A 25,460-nucleotide genomic window follows, 5' to 3' on the forward strand; every position below is an offset into this window, starting at 1 on the left:
GCGCCGGAAACGGCGGAAGGGCCGCACCCCGCAGGGGGTACGGCCCTTCACGGCCAGTGCAGCGGTCAGGCCGCGATGACCTCGACGCCGAGCTTGGCGACGACGTCGGCGTGCAGACGCACGGACACCTGGTGGGCACCGAGGGTCTTGATCGGCGAAGCGACCTCGACGCGGCGCTTGTCCACGTCCGGGCCACCCGCAGCCTTGATCGCCGAGGCGATGTCGGCCTGGGTCACCGAACCGAACAGGCGGCCGGCCTCGCCGGCACGGACGGCCAGCTTGACCTTGGCAGCCTCGAGCTGACCCTTGATCTCGTTGGCCTGCTCGATCGTGGCGATCTCGCGGATCTTGCGAGCGCGGCGGATCTGAGCGACGTCCTGCTCGCCACCCTTGGTCCAGCGGATCGCGAAACCGCGCGGGACCAGGTAGTTGCGGGCGTAGCCGTCCTTGACGTCCACGACATCGCCGGCGGTGCCGAGGCCGGAGACCTCGTGGGTGAGGATGATCTTCATTAGTTGGTCACCCTTCCCTTATCGCGCGGACGAGGTGTAGGGCAGCAGCGCCATCTCACGGCTGTTCTTCACGGCCGTGGCGACGTCACGCTGGTGCTGGGTGCAGTTGCCGGTCACGCGACGGGCACGGATCTTGCCGCGGTCGGAAATGAACTTCCGCAGCATGTTCGTGTCCTTGTAGTCCACGTAAGCGGTCTTGTCCTTGCAGAACGCGCAGACCTTCTTCTTCGGCTTGCGCGGAGGCGGCTTCGCCATTGTCTCTCTCCTGTGAATCAAGAAGTTTTGTGCTGACGCCCTCGGGCGGCCCTGCGGCCGGCCCGGGCCCGTAGGGGCCTAGAAGGGCGGCTCGTCCGAGTAGCCGCCGCCGGAGGAGTTGCCGGAGCCGCCGCCCCAGCCGCCTCCGCCGCCGCCCTGCTGGTTGCCGGACGGAGCGCCGGTGGCCCAGGGGTCGTCGGCGGGAGCCCCGCCGCCCTGCTGGCCGCCGGGGCCGGAGCCCCAGCCGCCGCCCTGGCCACCGCCGTTGCCGCCGCCATAGCCACCCTGGCCACCCTGGCCACCGCGACCGGTGGTCTTGGTGACCTTCGCCGTGGCGTTCTTCAGGCTGGGGCCGACCTCTTCGACGTCGAGTTCGTAGACCGTGCGCTTGACGCCCTCGCGGTCCTCGTAGGACCGCTGCTTCAGGCGGCCCTGCACGACGACGCGCATGCCGCGCTGAAGCGACTCGGCGACGTTCTCCGCCGCCTGCCGCCACACCGAGCACGTGAGGAAGAGGCTTTCGCCGTCCTTCCACTCGTTGCTCTGGCGGTCGAAGGTGCGGGGAGTGGACGCGACACGGAACTTCGCGACCGCCGCACCGGACGGGGTGAAGCGCAGCTCGGGGTCGTCGACGAGATTGCCGACGACCGTGATGACGGTCTCGCCTGCCATGGATGAACCTCTCGGCGGGTGTGCTGCTGGCTGCTTGTTGCTACTCGTGATGCAGCCCGATTACCTCTGAACCGCTGGGGTTCAGTGGGTCTCGGGACGGAGGACCTTGGTCCGGAGGACCGACTCGTTCAGGTTCATCTGGCGGTCGAGCTCCTTGACGACCGCAGGCGTGGCCTGCAGGTCGATGACCGAGTAGATGCCCTCGGGCTTCTTCTTGATCTCGTAAGCGAGACGACGACGGCCCCAGGTGTCGACCTTCTCGACCTTTCCGTTGCCCTCACGGACGACGGAGAGGAAGTTCTCGATCAGCGGGGAGACAGCGCGCTCCTCGAGATCGGGGTCGAGGATGACCATCACCTCGTAGTGACGCATGTGGAACCCACCTCCTTTGGACTCAGCGGCCACGGTCGATCCGTGGCAGGAGGGTCGTGATGCGTAAGCAACGGTATCGGCCGACACTGACATTCAGCGGAAGTCCCGCAGGTCGCCCTTCGGGGTGCCTTCGAGACCGAAGCTGGGTCTGGGCAGACACCGGTGCAGACCGTACACAGTACCCGCACTCCGGCGTCCGGTTGAAATCCGGCTGCCGGGCACCGAGTCTGGACCCGTCGGGTGTGACCGGCGCTACACAGCGCCGCCTGCCTTCAGGAGGTAGCCCATGACACAGGCGGTACGGCAGCCCCGCGGCCCCCGCGCGCTGGTCAATGCCGTTCTCAACAGCGACGGGAAGTCCCATCCCGTCGAGAACACCTTCGTCGCGGTGACGGTCGTGCTCGGCGCCGTCGCCTTCATCTCCTCCGCGTTCAGCAACCTCCACCTGCTCAGCTCGTGGACCGGGCTGGCCGGCGTGCTCAGCGGCGCCTGGGGCCAGTTCATCTCGGCCACGACGGGCGAGCGCTTCCTGCTGATCATCGGACTGGGCGCCTCGGCCATCGGACTCTTCCTGGGCATCGCGCACGGCGGGCCCTTCGGAGGCCTGATCGGCTAGCGGCAGCCCTCCTCCGCCCTGGCGCCCGGCCCCGCGGCGGGGCGCCAGGGCAGGGCCGGACGGGGCCGCAGGGCCGTACGGCCAAACGGGTCGCTCCATCGTCACAGTAGGCTTCGGCGCGAGAGCCGGAGCCCCGACCCTGGGGACACACCTGCCGAGGAGCGCCCCGCAATGAGCCTGACCCTGAGGACCATCAGCCGAGAGCAGCATCTGGCGTACATCCAGAGCCTGCCCGCGGCGAGTCACATGCAGGTGCCGGCGTGGGCCGATGTGAAGGCCGAGTGGCGCTCCGAGAGCCTGGGCTGGTTCGACAAGACCGGTCAGATGGTCGGCGCCGGTCTGGTGCTCTACCGCCAGCTGCCCAAGATCAAGCGCTACCTGGCCTACCTCCCCGAGGGTCCGGTCATCAACTGGTACGCCCCGAACCTCGAGGACTGGCTCCAGCCCATGCTGGCCCACCTCAAGCAGCAGGGCGCCTTCTCGGTGAAGATGGGCCCGCCCGTGGTCATCCGGCGCTGGGACGCCAACGCGATCAAGGGCGGCATCGCCGACGCGGACGTGAAGCGGCTGCGCGACGTCGAGCCGACCTTCATCGAGCCGCGCGCCTTCGAGGTCGCCGACAAGCTGCGCCGGATGGGCTGGCAGCAGGGCGAGGACGGCGGCGCCGGCTTCGGCGACGTCCAGCCGCGCTACGTCTTCCAGGTGCCGCTGGCGAACCGCTCGCTGGAGGACGTCCACAAGAACTTCAACCAGCTGTGGCGCCGCAACATCAAGAAGGCCGAGAAGGCCGGCGTCGAGGTCGTCCAGGGCGGCTACGAGGACCTGGCCACCTGGCAGCACCTGTACGAGATCACCGCCGAGCGCGACAAGTTCCGCCCGCGCCCGCTGAGTTACTTCCAGCGCATGTGGACGGCCCTCAACTCCGAGGACCCCAACCGCATGCGGCTGTACTTCGCCGTGCACGAGGGCGAGGCCGTCGCCGCCGCGACGATGCTGATCGTCGGCGGGCACGTCTGGTACTCCTACGGCGCCTCCGCCAACCACAAGCGCGAGGTGCGCCCGTCGAACGCCATGCAGTGGCGGATGCTGCGGGACGCCTACGCGCTGGGCGCCACCGTCTACGACCTGCGCGGCATCGGCGACTCGCTGGACGAGAGCGACCACCTCTTCGGTCTCATCCAGTTCAAGGTCGGCACGGGCGGCGAGGCTGCCGAGTACCTCGGCGAGTGGGACTTCCCGCTCAACAAGCTGCTGCACAAGGCCCTCGACATCTACATGTCGCGCCGCTGAGCCGGCTGCTCCGACTGCTTCATCCACACCGAGGGAAAGGTTTCGGGACCGGCGATGGCGCTCACGCTCTATGTCGACACCGCGCGCTGGCGGGCACACCAGCAGTCCGTGATCCAGCAGTTTCCGGGGATCGTCCCGGTCTGCAAGGGCAACGGCTACGGATTCGGGCATGGACGCCTGGCCGACGAGGCGACCCGGATGGGTGCCGACCTCCTCGCCGTCGGCACCACCTACGAAGCGGCCACGATCAAGGACCTCTTCAGCGGTGACCTGCTGGTGCTCACGCCCTTCCGGCTCGGCGAGGAGCCGGTGCCGCTGCCGGACCGCGTCATCCGCTCCGTCTCCTCGGTCGAGGGGGTGCGCGGCCTGGTCGGCGCCCGCGTGATCGTCGAGGTCATGAGCAGCATGAAGCGGCACGGCATCAGCGAGGAGGACCTGCCCAAGCTGCACGCGGCCATCGAGGACGTGCGCCTGGAGGGCTTCGCGATACACCTCCCGCTGGACCACGCCGACGGCACCTCCGGCGTCGACGAGGTGGCCGCCTGGATGGAGCGGCTGCGCGCCGCCCACCTGCCGCTGCACACCATGTTCGTCAGTCACCTCAAGGCCGACGAACTGGCCCGGCTGCAGCAGCAGTTCCCGCAGACCCGCTTCCGCGCCCGGATCGGCACCCGGCTGTGGCTCGGCGACCACGACGCCACCCAGTACCGCGGCGCCGTCCTGGACGTCACCCGGGTGTCCAAGGGCGACCGCTTCGGCTACCGGCAGCAGAAGGCGGCCGGCGACGGCTACCTGGTCGTGGTGGCCGGCGGCACCTCGCACGGTGTCGGCCTGGAGGCCCCGAAGGCGCTGCACGGCATGATGCCGCGCGCCAAGGGCGTGGCCCGCGCGGGCCTGGCCACCATGAACCGCAACCTCGCGCCGTACGTCTGGGCGGGCAAGCAGCGCTGGTTCGCGGAGCCCCCGCACATGCAGGTCTCCATCCTCTTCGTACCGGCCGACGCGCCCGCCCCCCAGGTCGGGGACGAGCTGGTGGCCCATCTGCGGCACACCACCACGCAGTTCGACCGCATCGTCGACCACTGATCCGACCCCCTGGCACGGGAACCGGGACCGCCGCCTACGGGTTGCGGCTCCCGGTGCCCCACTGGACGCGCGTGGCATCGGCCCTGTCCTGCGGGTACGCCGCGTGCCGGGCCCGGCGGGCGGCGCCGGCCACGACCAGGTCCGGCGCGCCGTCCAGGACGCCCCCCGAGGGGTCGTCCGATCCGTCCCGCCGTACGACGTCGCGCTCGGGCATCAGGATGTCCCGGACGACCAGGGCGCAGAGGTAGAGCGTGCCCAGCAGGTGCACGACGATGGCCAGTTGGTAGCCCTCGGGCGGCAGGCCCTGGTGCTTGTCGCCGCTTCCCGTGTAGGCCAGGTAGAACCAGATGCCCAGGAAGTACAGGACCTCGCAGGCCTGCCAGACGAGGAAGTCGCGCCACTTGGGCCGGGCCAGCGCCGCGAGCGGGACCAGCCAGAGCACGTACTGCGGCGAATAGACCTTGTTGACCAGGATGAAGAGCGCCACGACCAGGAAGGCCAGCTGCGCGAAGCGCGGCCGCCTGGGGGCGCACAGGGCGAGGGCGCCCAGGCCCAGGCAGCCGAGGACCATCAGCAGCGATGCGTAGGTGTTGGCGTCGTCCAGGGGATTGCCCGTGCGCTGCGAGATGAACAGCCACACGGATCCGAAGTCGACCGGCCGGTCCTGGCTGAAGGTGTAGAACTTCGCCCATCCTTCGCGGATGTGGAAGCCGCCGGCATCGTGGGTGATCATCACCGGCAGGTTCACCACCAGCCAGGCGCCGGCCGCACCGGCGGCCGCGCCCGCGAAGGCCCTCAGCCGCCCCGCCCTCAGGCACAGGACGAACAACGGCCCGAGCAGCAGCAGCGGATACAGTTTCGCCGCGGCGGCGAGCCCGATCAGGACGCCCGCCGCGATCCCCCGGCCGCGCGACCACAGGAGCATCGCGGCAGCGGTCAACGCGACCGCGAAGAGGTCCCAGTTGATGGTGGCCGTGAGCGCGAAGGCGGGCGCGAGGGCGACCAGCAGGGCGTCCCAGGGGCGACGCCGGTGCGTGCGGGCCACGCACACCGCGATGACCGCGGTGCACGCCAGCAGCATCCCGGCGTTGACGAACCAGTACATCTGCTCGCGGTGCTGTACGGTGCCGCCGCCCGGCGTGAACAGCGCGGCGACCTCCATGAACAGGCCGGTCAGGACCGGGTATTCGAGGTAGTCCATGCCGCCGGAGAGGGACTGGGGAATCCGGTCGAAGTACGGAATGAGCCCCGCGTCGAAGCCGCGCCCGGTGTACAGGTGCGGGATGTCGGAGTAGCACGCGTGCGTGTACTGCGTGGTGGCGCCGAAGAACCAGCCGTGGTCGTAGCACGGCAGCTTCTGCACCATGCCGAGCGCGAACATCCCGATCGCCACGAGCGCGATCACCCTGACCGGCGTCCACCAGCCGCCGGCCAGCGCCCGGCGGCCCATCGGCCCGCCGATGAGCTCACTGCCGGCGGCGGCCACCTCGTCCTCCACCGTGGGCCGTACCGGCCGCTCGTCGCGATCGCTGCTCATGGACCCATCCTGCCGTAACCGCCACGACCCTGCCCGGGCCTGTGGACAACCCCGAGGGCCGCCCCGCACAGTGGCGGGACGGCCCTCGATGAGCAGCCGGCGGAGCGGGCTCCGCCGGACGGATGCGCCGGACGGGCGCCGGTCAGCCGTTCGGGCCTCCGAAGAGTCCGCCCGGCGAGTGCCGTGACGGGCTCGGCCCCGGTGTCTCGCCTCCGATGTCGCCGCCGGGGCCTCCGTTGTCCCCGGAACCGCCCGGCCCGCCCGCGGCGCCCTGGTCGGCACCGCCGCTCGCGCCGCACTTGCCCTTGTGGCCGAACGGGGGGCAGGACTTGGATGCCGACGGGGAGCTGGACGGGGACTTCGACGGCGACGGCGACGCGGACGCCGACGCCGAGGGCGACGCGGGCGCGACCGCGCTGGGGGAGGGGCTGGCGCCGTCCCCGTAGACCTTCACGCCGATCGGCTGCGGCGCGTCGAACTGCTCGACGGGCGCGCCCTTGAGCGCCTGACCCATGTAGTCGGCCCAGATCTGCGCGGGGAACGACGCACCGTGGATGGTGGCCTGGCCGCCCACGCCGCGCATGGACAGGAACTCCTGCTGCTTGGCGTTGGGGTCGACGCGGTACATGCCGATCGCGGTGGACAGCTGCGGGGTGTAGCCCGCGAACCAGGCGGAGCGGTTGCCGTCGGTCGTACCGGTCTTGCCGGCCACCGGGCGGTCACCGAGCTGCGCCGACGTGCCGGTGCCCGCCTGGACCACGGTCCTCAGCACGTCGGTGACGTTGTTGGCCACGTTCGCGTCGAAGGCCTGCGCGCTCTTCTCCTGGTGCTCGAACGCCGCCTTGCCGTCCTTCTCGACCTTCTCGACGGAGTACGGGTCGACCTGCTTGCCGCTGTCCGCGAAGGTCCCGTAGGCACCGGCCAGGCGGATCGCGCTGGGCGCCGAGGTGCCGAGCGAGAAGGTGGGGGTGAGGGAGGCCAGCTGGTCCTTGTCCAGGCCCGCCTTGAGCGCCGCGTCCTGGACCAGGTCGGTTCCCACGTCCATGCCGAGCTGGATGTAGGGGGTGTTCACCGAGAACTGCATGGCGGTGCGGAGGCTGATGGGGCCGCGGTCCTCGTCACCGTCGTTCTTCTGCTGCCACTCGCTGCCGTCCTTGTCGTGCCAGACGGTCCCGTCGTAGTTCCGCAGGGTCAGCTTGTCGTTGCCGTTGTAGACGCTCTCGGGCGAGACGAGCGTGCGCTGGCTGTCGCTCTGCTGCGGGCCGAGGCCCGGGTTGCGCTTCCCGTGCGTCATCGCGGCCGCCAGGACGAACGGCTTGAAGGTCGAGCCGACCTGGACACCGGTGTAGTCGGCGTTGTTGGTGAAGTGCTCCAGCGCGTTCTCACCGCCGTAGATGGCGACGATCTTGCCGGTCTTGGGCTCCACCGAGGCGCCGCCGAACTGCACGTACTTGTCGACGTCCCGAGCGTCCGGCTTGATGTTGGCCTTGCGGACGTCCTCGACCGACTTGGTCAGCGCAGCGACCTTGTCGCGGTCGAAGGTCGTGTAGATCTGGTAACCGCCCTTGTCCAGCTCGGCCTTGCTGATCTTGGAGTGGGCGACGACGTAGTTGTCGGCCAGGTCGGTGAGATAGCCGATCTGACCGGCCCTGTTGGTCGCGGGCTTGGGCTTCTGCGGCTGCGGGAAGCCCTTGGCGACCCACTGGTCGTGCTCGGCCTGGGCCAGGTGGTGCGTCTGCACCTCGCGGTCCATGATCCACTTCCAGCGGTCCGTGGCGCGCTTGAGGTTCTTCTCCGGCGTCGCGGCGGGCCCCTGGCCACCGTAGGGGTCGTAGAGGTTCGGACCGTTCAGTGTGGCCGCCAGGTACGCGCTCTGGCTCGGCGTCAGGTCGTTGCAGTCCTTGTCGAAGTACGCCCGCGCCGCGGCCTGGATGCCGTACGCGCCACGCCCGTAGTACGCGGTGTTGAGGTACCCGGCGAGGATGTCGTCCTTCTGCTGGGTCGCGCCGACCTTTATGGAGATGAGCAGCTCCGTGGCCTTGCGCTTGATCGTCTGTTCCTGGCTCAGGTACGTGTTCTTCACGAACTGCTGCGTGATGGTCGAGCCGCTCTGCGTCTCACCGCCCTGTGCCATCTTCACGACGGCGCGCGCGACGCCCATGGGGTCGACGCCCCAGTCCTGGTAGAAATTGGCGTTTTCCGCAGAAATCACCGCATTCTGCATCGACTTGGGGATCTGCGCGATCGGCACGATCTGCCGGTTCAGGCTGCCGCCGCCGGCGACGACCATCTGCTTGCCGTCGGCCCAGTAGTAGACGTTCTTCTGCACGACTGAGGCCTTCTGCGCGCTCGGCACCTGCACCATGGCCAGGGCCACGCCCACGGCTCCGAAGACGAGCCCCACGAAGGTGAGGCACAGCCCCGTCATCAGCTTCCAGGACGGGATCCAGCGGCGCACACCGGACTTGCCCGCGCGGGGATAGTCGATGAACCGCTTGGCCGCCGGACGGCCGCCGCCCCTGCGGCCCCGGCCGTCCCCGCCCGGCGCCGCTTCCGCGGCACGTCTGCGTCCGCCTCCGCCCCCTCCTCCACCTCCCCCGCCGCGCCGGCCCGCACGGCGGGCGTCGGCCCGGCCGAGGCCCGGCGAAGGGGAGTTGCTGGACGGCGCGGCTCGCCGGCCCGGCGTCGGCTGCTGGGCCGCGCGGCGGGCCGCGGCGCGGCCGCCTCCCTGGGGCTGCGGAGGCTTGCGGCGGTGTTCGCTCATCGAACGACTACTCCTCGGGCAGGCGCTATCGCCTGACAGCGGCAAGATGGCTTGCATTCCCCCCGATGTGCGCCGCCGCCCTTCCCCCGAGCCGCCGGGCACACTGACTCCGGGTCGAGGACGTCTGCGGGCGTCACCCGGTTCCCAGTGGTCTGCATGGCCCACAGACTACGCACGGCCAAATCCCGCCCACTGGGGATGTTCACTCAAAAATCAGGCCGGTTCTGTCCCACGAATCAGTGATGTGACCTCGTTCACCGTGCCCCCTCTTGTCGGCTCAACGGCCCCGTTCTATCGTCTGGATGTATCGAGTCGATACATCAGCTCGGCATAAGGGACCAATAAGGACTAGGGGATTAGGCTGTGGGGGACAAGGAGGCGAAACATGAGCAGACGCTCCGGCATCCTCGAGTTCGCCGTCCTCGGCCTGCTCCGCGAGTCCCCGATGCACGGCTACGAGCTGCGGAAACGCTTGAACACCTCGCTCGGGGTGTTCCGTGCGTTCAGCTACGGCACCCTCTACCCCTGCCTGAAGTCCCTCGTGGCGAACGGCTGGCTGGTCGAGGAGGCGGGGAGCGCTCCGGAGGATGCCCGGGCGGCGTCCATGGCCGGGCGGCGGGCGAAGATCGTCTACCGGCTGACGGCGGAGGGCAAGGAGCACTTCGAGGAGCTCCTCTCCCACACCGGCCCGGACACGTGGGAGGACGAGCACTTCGCCGCCCGCTTCGCGTTTTTCGGGCAGACCTCCCGGGACGTCCGGATGCGGGTGCTGGAAGGCCGCCGCAGCCGGCTGGAGGAGCGTCTGGAGAAGATGCGCGCCTCCCTGGCCCGTACCCGAGAACGGCTGGACGACTACACCCTCGAGCTTCAGCGGCACGGCATGGAGTCCGTGGAGCGCGAGGTCCGCTGGCTGAACGAGCTGATCGAGAGCGAGCGGGCCGGGCGTGACAAACGCCCCGGTCCGGACCAGTGAGCCCTGCACCCCGCAGGGCCTCGTCGAGTACAAACAGGGAGCAACCGGAATGGGTTCGGTTCGCGTAGCCATCGTCGGCGTGGGCAACTGCGCCGCCTCGCTGGTGCAGGGCGTCGAGTACTACAAGGACGCCGACCCGAACGGTCGCGTGCCGGGTCTGATGCACGTGCAGTTCGGCGACTACCACGTGCGCGACGTCGAGTTCGTCGCCGCCTTCGACGTCGACGCGAAGAAGGTCGGCCTCGACCTCGCCGACGCCATCGGCGCCAGCGAGAACAACACCATCAAGATCTGCGACGTGCCGGCCAGCGGCGTCACGGTCCAGCGCGGCCACACCCTCGACGGTCTGGGCCTGTACTACCGCCAGACCATCGAGGAGTCCTCCGAGGCCCCGGTCGACGTCGTCCAGGTCCTGAAGGACCGCCAGGTCGACGTCCTGGTCTGCTACCTGCCGGTCGGCTCCGAGGACGCCGCCAAGTACTACGCGCAGTGCGCCATCGACGCCAAGGTCGCCTTCGTCAACGCCCTCCCGGTCTTCATCGCCGGCACCAAGGAGTGGGCGGACAAGTTCACCGAGGCGGGCGTCCCGATCGTGGGCGACGACATCAAGTCGCAGGTCGGCGCCACCATCACGCACCGCGTGATGGCCAAGCTCTTCGAGGACCGGGGCGTCGTCCTGGACCGCACGATGCAGCTGAACGTCGGCGGCAACATGGACTTCAAGAACATGCTCGAGCGCGAGCGCCTGGAGTCCAAGAAGATCTCCAAGACGCAGGCCGTCACCTCGCAGATCCCCGACCGCGACCTGGGCGAGAAGAACGTCCACATCGGTCCCTCGGACTACGTGGCCTGGCTCGACGACCGCAAGTGGGCCTACGTGCGCCTCGAGGGCCGCGCGTTCGGCGACGTCCCGCTGAACCTGGAGTACAAGCTCGAGGTCTGGGACTCCCCGAACTCCGCCGGCGTCATCATCGACGCCCTGCGCGCCGCGAAGATCGCCAAGGACCGCGGCATCGGCGGCCCGATCCTCTCCGCCTCCTCGTACTTCATGAAGTCCCCGCCGGTCCAGTACTTCGACGACGAGGCCCGCGAAAACGTCGAGAAGTTCATCAAGGGCGAGGTCGAGCGCTAGGAACGGCTCACCGCCTCCGCCTCCACGGGCCTCCGGGTAATCCACCCGGAGGCCCGTGCCGTGTGTGAGGCTGGGCGACATGCCCGTAGTGCGTGATCTTCGCGTCCTGCTCCAACTGCGCGATTTCCGCCGCCTGCTGGCAGTCCGGCTGCTCTCCCAGGCGGCCGACGGGGTCTACCAGGTCGCCCTCGCCACCCATGTCGTCTTCTCCCCGGAGAAGCAGGCGTCGCCCGCGGCCATCGCCTCCGCCATGGCCGTCCTGCTGCTCCCCTATTCGCTGCTGGCTCCCTTCGCCGGCGTGCTGCTCGACCGCTGGCGCCGCCGACAGGTGCTGCTGCACGGCAATCTGCTGCGCTCGGTCCTGGCCGTCTGCACCGCCCTGCTCATCGCGGCCCGCGTGCCGGACTGGCTGTTCTACGTCTCCGCGCTGTCGGTCACCGCGGTCAACCGCTTCGTCCTCGCCGGGCTCTCGGCGTCCCTGCCCCGCGTGGTCGACAGCCAGGAACGCCTGGTCATGGCCAACTCCCTGTCCCCCACGGCCGGCACCCTGGCGGCCACCGCGGGCGGCGGCCTCGCCTTCGCCGTCCGGCTCGCCGCGCCGCACGGAACGGCCTCCGACGCCCTCGTCGTGCTCGCCGGGGCGCTGCTGTACCTGTGCGCCGGCCTCTGCTCCCTGCTCATGCCCGTCGGGCTGCTGGGCCCGGACGTCACCGCTGCCCACGTCCGGCTGCGGACGGCGCTGTCGGTCACCACGCGCGGCCTGGCCGCCGGGGTGCGGCACCTCGCGCAGCGCCGCATCGCGGCCGGTGCGCTGGCGGCCATGACGCTGATGCGCTTCTGCTACGGGGCCCTGACGGTGACTCTGCTGATGCTCTGCCGGTACGCCTGGGCGGACACCGGGTCCGACGGGCTGGCGGTGCTCGGCTCTGCGGTCGCCGCCTCGGGAGCGGGCTTCTTCGCCGCGGCCGTGGTCACGCCGTGGGCCGTCGGCCGGCTGGGGAGGCTCGGCTGGATACTGGCCTGCGCCACGACGGCCGCGGTCCTGGAACCCGCCCTGGGACTTCCTTTCGAGCCCGCCCCCATGCTGGTCGGCGCCTTCGTCCTCGGGCTCGTCACCCAGGGAGCCAAGATCACGACGGACACGATCGTCCAGGCCTCCGTCGACGACGCGTTCCGCGGCCGGGTCTTCTCGCTGTACGACGTCCTGTTCAACGTCGCCTTCGTGGGGGCGGCGGCGGTCGCCTCCCTGATGCTGCCGCCCGACGGGAGGTCACCCGCCCTGGTCATCACGGTGGCCGTCATCTACGCAGCAATTGCTGCCACTATGGCGGGATTTCGCCGCCGCTGAGTGTCACATCAGGGCCACAGGACAGCTGCGGGCTGCGTACATGCCAAAAGGGGCGGTTACCGTACGGGCTGCACGTGCCGACATGGCTCACTTCCGTTCGGGGGACCTCTGTGACCACTCCGCCGCCCCATCAGAATCCGTACGCCCAGCAGGGCGGCGGCAATCCCTACGCCCAGCCGCCGCAGGCACCGTACGGCGCGCCCCCGCAGGGCCCGTACGCCCAGCAGCCTCCGCAGGGCCCGTACGGGCAACAGCCCCCGCAAGGTCCGTACGGGCAGCAGCCTCCCGGCCCGTACGGCCAGCAGCCGCCGCCCGGTCCCTACGGTCAGCCCGGCGGCTTCCCACAGGCACCGATGCCGCCGCAGGCGCCGAGCCGCTCCCCGAAGAAGGTCATCCGGAACATCGTGGTGCCGGTCATCGCCCTCGTCGTCGTGGTGGGCGGCTGGCTGTTCGGCAAGAGCGACGACACCACCAAGCTGGCCGTCGGCGACTGCCTGCAGAACACCGGCTCGAGCTCCAGCCCGTCGATCAAGAAGCTCCCCTGCACGGACAGCAAGGCGACCTACAAGGTGCTCAAGAAGATCGACGGCTTCACCCTGGCCTCGCTGGCCTGTTCCAACGTCGAGGGGGCAACCTCTGCGCTCACCTGGAAGGAGCGCTCGAACCGCTTCACCCTCTGCCTGAGCAACAACAAGGCGTAAGCGGTGAGGGGCGGTGTTTCACGTGAAACACCGCCCCTCACCGCTGCCCCGTGCTGATGTTTCACGTGAAACATCAGCACGGAACGTCCCGCCTCAGCTCTGCGCCGCCCACCAGTCCTTGAGCATGGCGATCGCTGCCTCCTGCTCCACCGGACCGTGCTCCAGGCGCATCTCCAGCATGTGCTTGTACGCCTTGCCGACCTGCGGCCCCGGGCCGATGCCCAGGATCTGCATGATCTCGTTGCCGTCCAGGTCGGGCCGGATCGCGTCCAGCTCCTCCTGCTCCTGGAGGCTGGCGATGCGCTCCTCCAGCCCGTCATAGGCGCGGGACAGTGCCTGCGCCTTGCGCTTGTTGCGCGTGGTGCAGTCCGAGCGGGTCAGCTTGTGCAGCCGGTCCAGCAGCGGCCCCGCGTCGCGCACGTAGCGGCGGACGGCCGAGTCGGTCCACTCGCCGGCGCCGTAGCCGTGGAAGCGCAGGTGGAGCTCGACGAGCCGGGAGACGTCCTTCACCAGCTCGTTGGAGTACTTGAGCTTCGTCATCCGCGCCTTGGTCATCTTGGCGCCCACCACCTCGTGGTGGTGGAAGGAGACCCGGCCGTCCAGCTCGAAGCGCCGCGTCCTCGGCTTGCCGATGTCGTGCAGCAGCGCGGCCAGGCGCAGGACCAGGTCGGGGCCGCCCCCAGGCTGATCAATAGGGGCCTCCAGGTCGATCGCCTGGTCCAGGACGGTCAGCGTGTGCTCGTAGACGTCCTTGTGCCGGTGGTGCTCGTCCCGCTCCAGGCTCAGCGCGGGCAGCTCCGGCAGGACGTGGCGGGCGAGCCGGGTGTCGACAAGGAGACGGAGTCCCTTGCGGGGGTGGTCGGAGAGGATCAGCTTGTTCAGCTCGTCACGGACCCGCTCGGCCGAGACGATCTCCAGACGGTCGGCCATCTCGTTCATCGCCGTGACGACCTCGGGAGCGACCTCGAAGTCCAGCTGGGCGGCGAAGCGGGCCGCCCGCATCATGCGCAGCGGGTCGTCGGAGAAGGACTCCTCCGGGGTGCCGGGCGTGCGCAGGACCCGCCGGGCCAGATCCTCGAGGCCGTTGTGCGGGTCGACGAACGTCTTCTCCGGCAGCACGACGGCCATCGCGTTGACGGTGAAGTCACGGCGGACGAGGTCCTCCTCGATGGAATCGCCGTACGAGACCTCCGGCTTCCGCGAGGTCCGGTCGTAGGCTTCCGATCGATATGTCGTGACCTCGATGTCGAAGTCCGCTTTGCGGCACCCCACGGTGCCGAAGGCGATCCCGACCTCCCAGACCGCGTCGGCCCACGGGCGCACGATCTTCAGCACGTCCTCGGGACGGGCGTCCGTGGTGAAGTCGAGGTCGTTGCCGAGCCGGCCCAGCAGCGCGTCCCGTACCGATCCGCCGACCAGGGCGAGCGTGAACCCGGCTTCCTGGAATCGGCGGGCGAGGTCGTCGGCTACGGGGGACACCCTCAGGAGCTCGCTCACGGCACGGCGCTGCGCCTGGCTGAGCTCGTTGGTCGACGGCAGGGTGTGGCTGTCATTGTTGGCGTTCGGCACAACAGAACAGGGTACGTGGCCGCGCGCGGAGCAGCCTCCTCGTCACGGGACGCTCCGTGACGGCCTGTGCACAGCGAGCACGGTCCGGACCCCGGGGCCGGATGTCGATCTTGCAAGGCGGTCCGCGGCACTTCGTCGCAGCGGGCCTCGTTACCATTCGGGGACGCACCATCCGACGACCACTGACAACGACGAGGGACGGGCGACGCGTGGCCGAGGCGGCAGAGTTCCAGGGGACGACTTCCGCTCCTGCCTGCCGGTGGGCCCGGCGCACCGCGGTGCTGCTCGGGGTCCTGCTCTTCGTCGGCCTCCTGCACCTGCCGTCGGCGCCCGCCGCCCGGGCGGACGTCGGGGGCACCCGTTCGGTCGGTGTCTCCATCGATGCGCTGACTCCCGTCGCCCCGACGCAGAACGACACGCTCACCGTCTCGGGCACGGTCACCAACAACGGCAAGTCGGCGATCACCGGCGCCCATGTGGGACTGCGGGTGGGATCGCAGCTCGGCACCCGCAGCGACATCGACGACATAGGGGACAAGGGCGGTTTCTCGCCGAGCTCCGACGGCGCCGAGGTGGGCGGCAACCACACGCAGAAGATCGACAAGCTCGCTCCGGGCGTCAGCCAGAACTTCAGCCTGACGCTGCCGGTGAAGGACCTGAACCTCGGCAAGGACGGCGTCTACCAGCTCGCCGCCACCCTCTCCGGGCAGTCCGCCGACCAGCCCTACGAGCGCGTGCTGGGCATCCAACGGACCCTGCTCCCCTGGCAGCCGTCGGCGGTCGAGGGCAAGAAGACCAAGCTCACCGTCCTGTGGCCGCTGATCTCGACCACGCACCTGAGCGCGCGCACCGAGTCCGACCAGCAGCAGACGCCGGTCTTCATCAACGACGACCTCGCGGGCGACCTGGCACCGGGCGGCCGGCTGCAGCAGCTCGTGTCCCTGGGCAAGACCCTGCCGGTCACCTGGGTGATCGACCCCGACCTGCTGGCCACGGTCGAGGCCATGACCAAGCCCTACCGGGTGGGCACCCCCGACGGGAAGAGCAGCACCCCGGGCCGGGGACAGGCCGTCGCCAAGCAGTGGCTGGGGCAGCTCCAGGACGCCGTCGCCAACCACCAGGTGGTGGCCCTGCCGTTCGCCGACCCGGACCTGGCCTCGCTCGCGCACCGTGGGAAGGACGTCTCCGGCGCCCTCAGCCACCTCCAGTCCGCCACCGAGCTCGCCTCGACCACCGTGGACACCATCCTCGGCGTCAAGCCGCGCACGGACTTCGCGTGGCCCGTGGACGGGGCGGTCGACACGTCCATCGTCGACGTCGCCACCTCGGCGGGCGCCCACAACGTCATCGCGCGCAGCGACAGCTTCCGCGAGTCCGGCAACACCTACGCCCCCACCGCCGCCCGGCAGATCGGCGGCGGCAACACGGCGATCGTCGCGGACGCCCGGCTCTCCACCGCCTTCCAGGGCGAGATGATCCGGGCCTGGGACTCCTCCCTGGCCGTGCAGCAGTTCCTGTCCCAGAGCCTCGTGGTGAACAAGCAGGCGCCGGAGAACGAGCGCAGCATCGTCGTCGCCCCGCAGCGCATGCCCACGACCAGCCAGGCCCAGGCGATGGCCACGGCGGTGAAGGGCCTGTCGGACGGCCGCTGGACCCAGCCCCTCGACCTGGGGGACGCGGCAAGGGCCACTCCCGATCCCAGCGCCTCCCAGCAGGTGCCCGGACCCGGCTCGTACCCCGACTCCCTGCGCTCCCAGGAGCTGACCACCGGGGCGTTCCAGGAGATCCAGAAGACCCAGAGCACCCTGGACAGCTTCAAGGTGATCCTCAGCGCCCAGGACCGGGTGGTCACCCCCTTCGGCAGCGCGATCATGCGGGAGATGTCCACGTCGTGGCGGGGCAACCCGCAGGGCGCGGGGCAGTTCCGCAACGGCGTCCAGGCGTACCTCTACAAGCTCACCCGCCAGGTGCAGCTGATCAAGAAGTCCGACGCAACCCTGTCGGGCCGCAGCGCGACGATCCCGGTGACCGTCGAGAACGGCCTGCTGCAGGAGATCCACGGGCTGAAGCTCGTCCTGGAGTCCAGCCAGCCGAACCGCCTCAAGATCGACAACGCCCAGCCGGTCAAGGTGGAGGGCGGGCACAGCCAGTCCGTGAAGTTCGAGACGCGGGCCAACGCCAACGGACCCGTCCAGGTGACCGCCCGCCTCTTCACGAGCGACGGCCAGCAGTACGGCGACTCGATGACCTTCACTGTGCATGTCACCTCCATCACGCCTATGGTGCTGCTGGTCATCGCCGGAGGCGTGCTCCTCCTGGTCCTCGCGGGGCTCCGCATCTACCTCCAGCGCAAGCGCGCCGCAGCGCACAAAGCCGCTGGTGGCGGGCCCGAGAACACGGGCGGGGACGGGCCGGAGGGCAGCGGCGGCCCCGGTGACGACATGCCCGGGCAGCCGGGTGACCCGGCCGTGGACACCGGAACGCAAAGCGGTGGCCCGTCCGGCCCGGGTGAGAAAGTGGAACATTGACGTGTTGTGGGGCCGGCCGGCCGCCGACGATGAGGTGGGGTAGCGATGAACGCGCCGTACGACGGTGACCACGGTCCGGGGACGGGCGGTGAGCAGCGGGGCCAGTACCCGCCGGTGCCGCCTGCCCAGCCCCAGGCGCACCAGGGGACCCCGTACCCCCAGGACCCCTACTTCCAGGACGCGTACACGGCCGACCCGTACGCACCGCAGGACCCGGCCGCCCCGACGACCGACGCGCTCTACGACCAGGCCACCCGCCCGATGCCGACCGTGCCCCAGCACCCCTCCGGCGCCCGGCCGTGGCCGCAGGCCCCCGCCCCCGCCCCGGCACCGCAGGCCGACACGCCCCGGCGGACCCCCGTCGAGGAGCCGACGGCGCAGATCCCGGCCGTCGGCGGCTTCGCGGCCCCGGGCGAGCCCCCGCAGCGGGACGCCTTCGCACACCTCTTCCGCGACCAGCAGCAGCCGTACGAGCCGCAGCGCCCGTCGGACCGCCCGCCGGTCCCGGCACCGGGGCAGTTCGTGCCCCAGCCCGCCCAGCCCCCGCAGCCGCCGGCCGCGGAGCCCGCGGCGGAGCCGGAGGCCGCGGCCCCGGCGAAGAGCGGCAAGGCGGCCAACCTGCTGAAGTCGAGCGCGGTCATGGCCGCGGGCACCATGGTGTCCCGCGTCCTGGGCTTCGCCCGGAACCTCGTGATGGCGGCGGCGATCGGCGTCGGCACGCTGAACGACGACTACCAGGTCGCCAACACCCTGCCGACGATGATCTACATCCTCGTCGGCGGCGGCGCGCTCAACGCGGTCTTCATCCCGCAGCTGGTGCGCGCCATGAAGAACGACGAGGACGGCGGCGAGGCCTACGCCAACCGGCTGCTCACCCTGGTCGTCGTCATGCTGGCGGGCGTCACGACGGTGTGTGTGCTCGGTGCACCGCTCTTCATCAGGATGATGTCGCCGACCATCGCGGACGATCCGGCCCGGATGGACGTGGCCGTGGCCTTCGCCCGCTACTGCCTTCCGACCATGTTCTTCATGGGCGTCCACGTCGTCCTGGGTCAGATCCTCAACGCCCGCGAGCGGTTCGGCGCGATGATGTGGACCCCGGTCCTCAACAACATCATCATCATCGCTACCTTCGGCTCCTTCATCTGGGCCTTCGGCAGCTTCTCCGACAGCGGCGTCAGCGCGTCCACCATCACGCCCGAGGGCGTCCGGCTGCTGGGCATCGGCACCCTGCTGGGCCTGGTCGTCCAGTCCCTGGCGATGCTCCCCTACCTGCGTGACGCAGGCTTCCGGATCCGTCCCCGCTTCGACTGGCGCGGCCAGGGCCTGGGCAAGGCCCTCGGTCTGGCGAAGTGGACGTTCTTCTTCGTCCTCGCCAACCAGCTCGGACTGGTCGTGGTCACCCAGCTGGCCACGGCGGCCGGTGCCACGGCCGAGAAGGCCGGCCACCCCGGCACCGGCATCACGGCCTACAACTTCGCGCTCCAGCTCTGGCAGATGCCGCAGGCCATCATCACGGTCTCGGTGATGACCGCCGTCCTGCCCCGGATCTCCCGCGCCGCCCACGACGGGGACGCCTCGGCCGTCCGGGACGACCTCTCCCACGGCCTGCGCACCTCGGCCGTGGCCATCGTGCCCTGCGCCTTCGCCTTCCTGGCCCTGGGCGTCCCCACAGCCACCCTGATGTTCGCCTCGGGTTCCGGGGTCGGCGGCGCCACCAACATCGGCTTCATCCTGATGGCCTTCGGCCTCGGCCTGATCCCGTACTCCGCGCAGTACGTCATCCTCCGCGGCTTCTACGCCTACGAGGACACGCGCACGCCGTTCTACAACACGGTCATCGTGGCCGCCGTCAACGCCGCCGCCTCGGGGCTGAGCTTCCTCGTGCTGCCCGCGCGCTGGGCCGTGGCCGGCATGGCCGCGTCCTACGGCCTGGGCTACGCGATCGGCGTGGGCGTCGCCTGGCGCCGCCTCCGCAACCGGCTGGGCGGCGACCTGGACGGGGCCCGCGTCGTACGGACCTACGCCCGGCTGGCCGGTGCCTGCCTGCCCGCCGCCCTGTTCGGCGGTGCGGTCTCCTACGGAATCGGTCAGGTTCTGGGCTACGGCTTCGCAGGTTCGCTCGCCGCTCTGATCGGCGGCGGTCTGGTCCTGGTCGCCGTGTTCTACCTTGCCGCCAAGCGGATGCGCATCGACGAGCTGAACGCCATGGTCGGTATGGTCCGCGGACGACTGGGGCGCTGACCGGAGCACAACCATCGCCCGCTGCCGTGTGTCGTGCATAGCGCCGGACTGTGGGCACAATTGTCTTGGCTGTGGACAGGGTGCAACGGATGGGGAGGCAGGGACGACGGTGGCGGAACGGAGCACGGCTGCCGTCGACGTGGCCGACAACGGCGGCAAGCAGCCGCTGACCGCCGAGGCGGGCCAGGCCACGACCGACGGGGCGAAGGCCGACAAGAAGGTCGGTACGCACCAGGACACCGAGCGCGCGGAGAGCAAGAGCTCCGCGCGCGATGCGGAGCCGCTCGAGCTGCACAGCGGCCACAAGCTCGCCAGAAGGTACCGGCTGGAGGAGTGCGTCACCCGTCTGGAGGGATTCAGCAGCTGGCGTGCGGTCGACGAGAAACTGCGCCGTGCCGTCGGCGTCCACATCCTCCCCGCCGACCACCCCCGCGCCCGTCCGGTGCTCGCCGCCGCCCGCTCCGCCGCGCTGCTCGGCGACCCCCGCTTCGTCCAGGTCCTGGACGCGGTCGAGGAGAACGAGCTCGTCTACGTGGTCCACGAATGGCTGCCCGACGCCACCGAGCTCACCCCCCTCCTGGCCGCCGGCCCGCTCGAACCGCACGACGCCTACCAGCTCGTGAGCCAGGTGTCCCAGGCCATGGCGGCCGCACACCGCGAGGGCCTGGCGCACCTGCGCCTCACCCCCGGCTCCGTCCTCCGCACCGGGACCGGCCAGTACCGCATCCGCGGCCTGGCCGTCATGGCGGCGCTCCGGGGCATCACCTCCGAACACCCCCAGCGGACCGACACCGAGGCCATCGGTGCGCTCCTCTATGCCGCGCTCACCCAGCGCTGGCCGCACGAGAACAACGCCCACGGCCTGCCCGGCCTGCCCAAGGGCATGGGCCTGATCGCCCCCGACCAGGTCCGGGCCGGAGTCCACCGGGGCCTCTCCGAGCTCGCCATGCGCGCGCTCGTCGACGAGGACTCCGCCGCCTCCAAGCAGGAGAAGCCCTGCACCACGCCGGAGGAGCTGGCCAAGGCCGTCGCCGCGATGCCGCGCATCCGGCCCCCGGAGTCCGCGTTCGGCGCCGCTGCCGCCTACCAGCGCAGCGCGTACCGCGGCCCGGCCCCGCACCGCACCGCCGGCCCCGCCGCCCAGCCGGTTCCCGTGCCCCCGCCGCCCCCGCTGGAGAGCCGCACCGGCAAGGCCATCAAGTGGAGCGTCTCGGCCCTGCTCATCGCCGCCCTGGGCCTGGGCAGCTGGCAGCTCGCGGACACGCTGCTGAAGCACGGCGAGAAGGACGACCCGTCACACTCGCAGTCCTCGGGGGACGGGCTGCCGAAGAAGCCCGATGCCGGTGAGCCCATCCACATTGCGGGTGCCAGGGAGTACGCGCCGGACGGCAAGCCACAGCACACCGACCAGGTCCAGTTCACCTACGACGGTGATCCCAAGACCTCCTGGCGCACGAGGTCCTTCAACGACGGGCCGACCCTCAGCCCGTTCAAGGCGGGAGTCGGGATCGTCTACGACCTGGGGTCGAACCAGAAGCTCAGCAGTGCCTCACTGCAGCTGCGCTACGGCGGGGACCACACGACGGTGTCGCTCTACGCCGCCGACTCACTGTCTCCCTCGACGTCGTTGAGCGGGATGCAGAAGCTGGCGACGGAGACGACGACCAGCACCACGGCGAAGTTCTCCCTCAAGGAGCCGGCCGAGACGCGGTACGTCCTCCTATGGATCACGGCCATGCCGTATTCTGCCGCCGATTCCGAGACGTTCAGCGAAGCCGGCTTCAAACAGGCCATCAGCGACGTGAAGTTCACCGGCTGAGCCACGAGGCCGACCGCCAGGGGGAGGGGGCTCGACGTTGGACGACGCCACACGTGCCGGCGCGAGCGATGCCGAGCTGCTCTCCCGGCACATCGACGGCGATCCCGACGCCTTCGGCGAGATAGTCCGCCGGCACCGCGACCGGCTCTGGGCCGTGGCCCTGCGGACCCTCGGCGACCGGGAAGAGGCCGCGGACGCCGTCCAGGACGCCCTCGTCTCCGCCTACCGGGCCGCCCACACCTTCCGGGGACAGTCCGCCGTCACCACCTGGCTGCACCGGATCACCGTGAACGCCTGCCTGGACCGGGCCCGCAAGAGCGCCTCCCGGCGCACCGCGCCGCTCGCCGAGACCGAGCGGCTGGAGCAGCTGCTGGAGCCGCACGAGTCGGCCGCCGCCCCCGCCGAGCGCAGCGACCTGCACCGGGAGCTGATCCGGGCGCTGGCCACGCTGCCCCCGGACCAGCGGGCCGCCCTGGTCCTGGTGGACATGCAGGGCTATCCCGTCGCCGAAGCGGCCAAGGTGCTGGACGTCCCCACCGGCACGGTGAAGAGCAGATGTGCCCGGGGCCGGGCACGACTGCTGCCGCTGCTCACCCATCTGCGCCCGGATGGCAGGGGTAGCCCGCGCGTCGGCAGGGAAAGGAACCGGTCGCAGGGGACGTCCGTCCCACCACCGGCAGAGCAGAGCGACACAGATCCAGTGAAGGGCGGAGGTGGACGAGCGTGACCTCGACGACCGGCACGGACGGGCACCCGGAGGTCGCGGAGATCTCCGCACTTGCCGAGGGAGTCCTCACCCCCTCGCGTTCTGCGGATGTGCGGGAGCACTTGGCGGACTGTGAGCTCTGCAAGGACGTGCGGAACTCCCTGAGCGAGATCCGGGACCTGCTGGGGACGCTGCCCGGCCCGCCCCGGATGCCCGCGGACATCGCAGGCCGGATCGATGCCGCACTGGCCGCCGAAGCACTGCTCGACGCCACCGCCCCCCGGCCGGGTGACGACGTTTCACGTGAAACCGCACCGGGCGAGCACCGGCCGGAGCCCCTCCCCGTTTCACGTGAAACGGGGTCTGAAACGGGATCGCCGGTTTCACGTGAAACCGGCGACCGTCCCGCAGGCCGCCCTCGCGCCGCAACGGGCCCGGGCCGACAGACCCCCGCCCCCCGGCGTCGCAGGATCCGGCGCGGGCCCGCCGTGCTGCTCGGCACCGCATGTGCCGCCGCCGTCATCGGGCTCGGCAGCCTGTTCCTCTACGGCGGCTCGGACGGCACCTCCAGGACGAGCGCCGGCGCATCCGGCGGGAGCCGGCCCCCGGCGGGCTTCTCCGAGCAGGAGCTCACGGTGCGCGTGCAGGACCTGCTGCGCTCCTCCTCGGCCTCCGTGGAACCCCGCGGCATGAGCGCCCAGAACTCCCCCGAGACACTGCGGGACAACGGCAGTACGGCCCCGTCCTGCGTGCGGGAAGGCATCGGCCGCCCCGAGTCCGCTCTGGCCACCCGCCCGGAGAAGTACCGCGAACAGGACGCCTATCTCGTCGTCCTGCCGCATCCCGGCAACGCCGCGCTCGTTGACGCCTACGTCGTGTCCGCCGCCTGTGAGTCCTCGGCCTCCCCGGCCCCCGGGCAGGTGCTGCTCGACCGGACCGTGCCGCGTCCCTGACGCGCCACCGCTCGGGCTGTCGTCTCCGGAGGGAATGCGGGCCCCGTAGGATCCGTTGGGTGGGGTGAGACCCAGCAAGGATCCCAGACCGCAGTCGGCAGAGACGAGGAAGACACCCGTGAGCGACGTCCGCAACGTGATCATCATTGGTTCCGGGCCGGCGGGCTATACGGCCGCGCTCTACACCGCCCGGGCGTCCCTGAAGCCGTTGGTCTTCGAGGGCGCCGTCACCGCGGGCGGTGCGCTGATGAACACCACCGACGTGGAGAACTTCCCCGGCTTCCGCGAGGGCATCATGGGCCCCGACCTGATGGACAACATGCGGGCCCAGGCCGAGCGCTTCGGCGCCGAGCTGATCCCGGACGACGTCATCGCGGTCGACCTCGGCGACGAGATCAAGACGGTCACCGACTCCGCGGGCACCGTGCACCGTGCCAAGGCCGCCATCGTGACCACCGGCTCCCAGCACCGCAAGCTCGGTCTGCCCCGGGAGGACGAGCTGTCCGGCCGCGGCGTCTCCTGGTGCGCCACCTGCGACGGGTTCTTCTTCAAGGACCAGGACATCGCCGTCATCGGCGGTGGCGACACGGCCATGGAGGAGGCGACCTTCCTCTCCCGCTTCGCCAAGTCCGTCACCGTGGTCCACCGCCGCGACGCCCTGCGGGCCAGCAAGGCCATGCAGGAGCGCGCCTTCGCCGACCCGAAGATCTCCTTCGTGTGGGACAGCGAGGTCGCCGAGATCCACGGCGAGAGCAAGCTCTCCGGGCTGACCCTGCGCAACCTCAAGACCGGTGAGACCTCCGAGCTCCCGGTGACCGGTCTCTTCATCGCCATCGGCCACGACCCGCGCACCGAGCTGTTCAAGGGCCAGCTGGACCTGGACGACGAGGGCTACCTCAAGGTCGCCGCTCCTTCGACCCGCACCAACCTGACCGGTGTCTTCGCCGCGGGTGACGTCGTCGACCACACCTACCGCCAGGCGATCACCGCCGCCGGCACCGGCTGCTCCGCCGCCCTGGACGCCGAGCGCTTCCTGGCTGCGCTCGCCGACGGCGAGGGCGTCCGCGAGCCCGAGCAGACCCCCTGACCCACCCCCACACCTTCACCCCACGCACAAGGATTTAAGGAGACAGCCGTGGCCGGCACTCTCAAGAACGTGACCGACGCCTCCTTCGAGGCGGACGTCCTCAAGAGCGACAAGCCCGTCCTGGTGGACTTCTGGGCGGCCTGGTGCGGCCCCTGCCGCCAGATCGCTCCCTCCCTGGAGGCCATCGCGGCCGAGCACGGCGACAAGATCGAGATCGTCAAGCTGAACATCGACGAGAACCCCGCCACCGCGGCCAAGTACGGCGTGATGTCGATCCCGACCCTCAACGTCTACCAGGGCGGCGAGGTCGCCAAGACCATCGTCGGTGCCAAGCCGAAGGCCGCCATCGAGCGCGACCTGGCCGACTTCCTCGGTATGTAGGACAGAGCGACATTCACTGTTTCACGTGAAACAGGGCCCGCCCCCCGACGAGGGGACGGGCCTTTTCGCATCCCGAGGCGCTACAGCGGCCGGAGCGCGGGCTCTTTCTGTACGGCTCCCAGCAGCCGGTCCAGCGCCAGCTCGACGTCCTCTTTCCAGGACATCGCCGTGCGCAGTTCCAGCCGCAGCCGGGGATACCGCGGATGGGGCCGTACGGTCTTGAATCCCACCGCCAGCAGGTGCTCGGCCGGCAGGACACAGGCGGGTTCCTTCCACCGCGCGTCGCCGAAGGCCTCAATCGCCTTGAAGCCCCTCCGCAGCACGTCCTTCGCCACGGTCTGCACCATCACCCGGCCCAGCCCCTGCCCCTGATAGCCAGGCGTCAGCCAGGCGGTCATCAACTGCACGGCATCCGCCGCAACAGGGCTGGTGGGAAAGGCCGTCGAACGGGGGACATAGGCCGGGGGCGCATAGAGCACGAACCCCACCGGAGCCTCGTCGACGTACACCACCCGGCCGCAGGAGCCCCACTCCAGCAGGACGGCCGACAGCCAGGCCTCCTTCTCCAGCTCCGGACGTCCGGCCCTCAGTGCGGCTTCACCGCTGACGGGGTCCAGCTCCCAGAAGACACAGGCGCGGCAGCGCTTGGGGAGGTCCGGGAGATTGTCCAACGTGAGCGGTACGAGCCGGCGCCCCATGCAGTCAGTCCCTCACTTCCGTCGCGTCCCGTGCTCCGGGCGGCGTTCAGCGCACTGCGTTCCCTGAGGAGGCTGCCGACGAATCCGCCGACTGCTCCCAGGCCCAAGCCCGTTGCCACCAGTCCGGTCCGGCTCACCGTTCGCATGGCCTCGCCCCTCCGTGAACCGTGTCCAACGTGGATGTGCGATACCCCAACGCATCGTATCCGCACGTCGA

Annotated in this window: 22 protein-coding genes; 14 read left to right on the forward strand and 8 right to left on the reverse strand. The window is 70.3% G+C overall.

The features are described 5' to 3' along the window. Positions 1-65 precede the first annotated feature (65 nt). The 4 genes from rplI to rpsF all read right to left on the reverse strand — a co-directional run bounded on the left by rplI (position 66) and on the right by rpsF (position 1,811). The gene (rplI, locus tag ACMATS_RS19215) at positions 66-512 is read right to left on the reverse strand and encodes a 50S ribosomal protein L9 (protein WP_390777251.1); all 447 of its coding nucleotides are present in this window, start codon (positions 510-512) and stop codon (positions 66-68) included. An 18-nt stretch (positions 513-530) separates the two neighbouring features. Then, on the reverse strand, positions 531-767 hold the full coding sequence (gene rpsR / locus ACMATS_RS19220) for a 30S ribosomal protein S18 (RefSeq protein WP_004950692.1): 237 nt from the start codon (positions 765-767) through the stop codon (positions 531-533). A 78-nt stretch (positions 768-845) separates the two neighbouring features. Beyond that, the gene (locus ACMATS_RS19225) at positions 846-1,439 is read right to left on the reverse strand and encodes a single-stranded DNA-binding protein (RefSeq protein WP_390777252.1); all 594 of its coding nucleotides are present in this window, start codon (positions 1,437-1,439) and stop codon (positions 846-848) included. Positions 1,440-1,520: 81 nt separating this feature from the next. After that, on the reverse strand, positions 1,521-1,811 hold the full coding sequence (rpsF, locus tag ACMATS_RS19230; protein ID WP_030366820.1) for a 30S ribosomal protein S6: 291 nt from the start codon (positions 1,809-1,811) through the stop codon (positions 1,521-1,523). A gap of 286 nt (positions 1,812-2,097) precedes the next feature. Between rpsF and ACMATS_RS19235 the strand changes: the two genes are divergently transcribed. From ACMATS_RS19235 to ACMATS_RS19245, 3 genes are all read left to right on the forward strand, one after another. Beyond that, a complete protein-coding gene (locus ACMATS_RS19235) occupies positions 2,098-2,427 on the forward strand; it encodes a hypothetical protein (protein ID WP_171078553.1) in 330 nt (109 codons plus the stop codon). Positions 2,428-2,598: 171 nt separating this feature from the next. Beyond that, complete coding sequence (locus tag ACMATS_RS19240; protein ID WP_336410320.1) at positions 2,599-3,717, forward strand: lipid II:glycine glycyltransferase FemX; 1,119 nt, start codon at positions 2,599-2,601, stop codon at positions 3,715-3,717. A 54-nt stretch (positions 3,718-3,771) separates the two neighbouring features. Further along, the gene (locus ACMATS_RS19245; protein WP_390777253.1) at positions 3,772-4,803 is read left to right on the forward strand and encodes an alanine racemase; all 1,032 of its coding nucleotides are present in this window, start codon (positions 3,772-3,774) and stop codon (positions 4,801-4,803) included. A gap of 34 nt (positions 4,804-4,837) precedes the next feature. Here the strand turns inward: ACMATS_RS19245 and ACMATS_RS19250 are convergent, their stop codons facing one another. Together ACMATS_RS19250 and ACMATS_RS19255 are read right to left on the reverse strand one after the other, a co-directional pair. Next, positions 4,838-6,340, reverse strand: a complete 1,503-nt coding sequence (locus ACMATS_RS19250; protein ID WP_390777254.1) for a glycosyltransferase family 87 protein — start codon at positions 6,338-6,340, stop codon at positions 4,838-4,840. A gap of 142 nt (positions 6,341-6,482) precedes the next feature. Next, entirely contained in the window at positions 6,483-9,104 is a 2,622-nt protein-coding gene (locus tag ACMATS_RS19255; protein ID WP_414168573.1) for a transglycosylase domain-containing protein, read from the reverse strand. 385 nt (positions 9,105-9,489) lie between these two features. Between ACMATS_RS19255 and ACMATS_RS19260 the strand changes: the two genes are divergently transcribed. From ACMATS_RS19260 to ACMATS_RS19275, 4 genes are all read left to right on the forward strand, one after another. Beyond that, positions 9,490-10,077, forward strand: coding sequence for a PadR family transcriptional regulator (locus ACMATS_RS19260; protein WP_336410316.1), 588 nt, complete (start codon positions 9,490-9,492; stop codon positions 10,075-10,077). Positions 10,078-10,126: 49 nt separating this feature from the next. Further along, a complete protein-coding gene (locus tag ACMATS_RS19265; RefSeq protein ID WP_390777256.1) occupies positions 10,127-11,209 on the forward strand; it encodes an inositol-3-phosphate synthase in 1,083 nt (360 codons plus the stop codon). Between the two features lie 79 nt (positions 11,210-11,288). Further along, a complete protein-coding gene (locus ACMATS_RS19270; protein ID WP_414168574.1) occupies positions 11,289-12,557 on the forward strand; it encodes an MFS transporter in 1,269 nt (422 codons plus the stop codon). 110 nt (positions 12,558-12,667) lie between these two features. Continuing rightward, positions 12,668-13,258 carry a hypothetical protein gene (locus tag ACMATS_RS19275; RefSeq protein WP_390777258.1) on the forward strand — a complete coding sequence of 197 codons (591 nt, stop codon included), beginning with the start codon at positions 12,668-12,670 and terminating at the stop codon, positions 13,256-13,258. 93 nt (positions 13,259-13,351) lie between these two features. Here the strand turns inward: ACMATS_RS19275 and ACMATS_RS19280 are convergent, their stop codons facing one another. Next, a complete protein-coding gene (locus tag ACMATS_RS19280; protein ID WP_414168575.1) occupies positions 13,352-14,827 on the reverse strand; it encodes a CCA tRNA nucleotidyltransferase in 1,476 nt (491 codons plus the stop codon). 209 nt (positions 14,828-15,036) lie between these two features. Between ACMATS_RS19280 and ACMATS_RS19285 the strand changes: the two genes are divergently transcribed. From ACMATS_RS19285 to trxA, 7 genes are all read left to right on the forward strand, one after another. After that, a complete protein-coding gene (locus ACMATS_RS19285; RefSeq protein ID WP_414168576.1) occupies positions 15,037-17,355 on the forward strand; it encodes a DUF6049 family protein in 2,319 nt (772 codons plus the stop codon). Between the two features lie 45 nt (positions 17,356-17,400). Next, a complete protein-coding gene (gene murJ / locus ACMATS_RS19290) occupies positions 17,401-19,599 on the forward strand; it encodes a murein biosynthesis integral membrane protein MurJ (protein WP_414168577.1) in 2,199 nt (732 codons plus the stop codon). Between the two features lie 109 nt (positions 19,600-19,708). Beyond that, a complete protein-coding gene (locus ACMATS_RS19295; RefSeq protein WP_390777262.1) occupies positions 19,709-21,418 on the forward strand; it encodes a protein kinase family protein in 1,710 nt (569 codons plus the stop codon). 37 nt (positions 21,419-21,455) lie between these two features. Further along, complete coding sequence (gene sigM, locus ACMATS_RS19300) at positions 21,456-22,145, forward strand: RNA polymerase sigma factor SigM (RefSeq protein ID WP_390777263.1); 690 nt, start codon at positions 21,456-21,458, stop codon at positions 22,143-22,145. Further along, on the forward strand, positions 22,142-23,077 hold the full coding sequence (locus tag ACMATS_RS19305) for an anti-sigma factor family protein (RefSeq protein ID WP_414168578.1): 936 nt from the start codon (positions 22,142-22,144) through the stop codon (positions 23,075-23,077). Before sigM ends, ACMATS_RS19305 begins: the two co-directional genes overlap by 4 nt. A gap of 118 nt (positions 23,078-23,195) precedes the next feature. Continuing rightward, positions 23,196-24,164 carry a thioredoxin-disulfide reductase gene (gene trxB, locus ACMATS_RS19310; protein ID WP_414168579.1) on the forward strand — a complete coding sequence of 323 codons (969 nt, stop codon included), beginning with the start codon at positions 23,196-23,198 and terminating at the stop codon, positions 24,162-24,164. A 48-nt stretch (positions 24,165-24,212) separates the two neighbouring features. Further along, on the forward strand, positions 24,213-24,545 hold the full coding sequence (gene trxA, locus ACMATS_RS19315; RefSeq protein ID WP_336410305.1) for a thioredoxin: 333 nt from the start codon (positions 24,213-24,215) through the stop codon (positions 24,543-24,545). A gap of 80 nt (positions 24,546-24,625) precedes the next feature. Here the strand turns inward: trxA and ACMATS_RS19320 are convergent, their stop codons facing one another. Next, a complete protein-coding gene (locus ACMATS_RS19320) occupies positions 24,626-25,243 on the reverse strand; it encodes a GNAT family N-acetyltransferase (protein WP_336410304.1) in 618 nt (205 codons plus the stop codon). Positions 25,244-25,460 lie beyond the last annotated feature (217 nt).

Source organism: Streptoverticillium reticulum, from assembly GCF_047456005.1.
Taxonomy (GTDB): Bacteria; Actinomycetota; Actinomycetes; order Streptomycetales; family Streptomycetaceae; genus Streptomyces; species Streptomyces reticulum.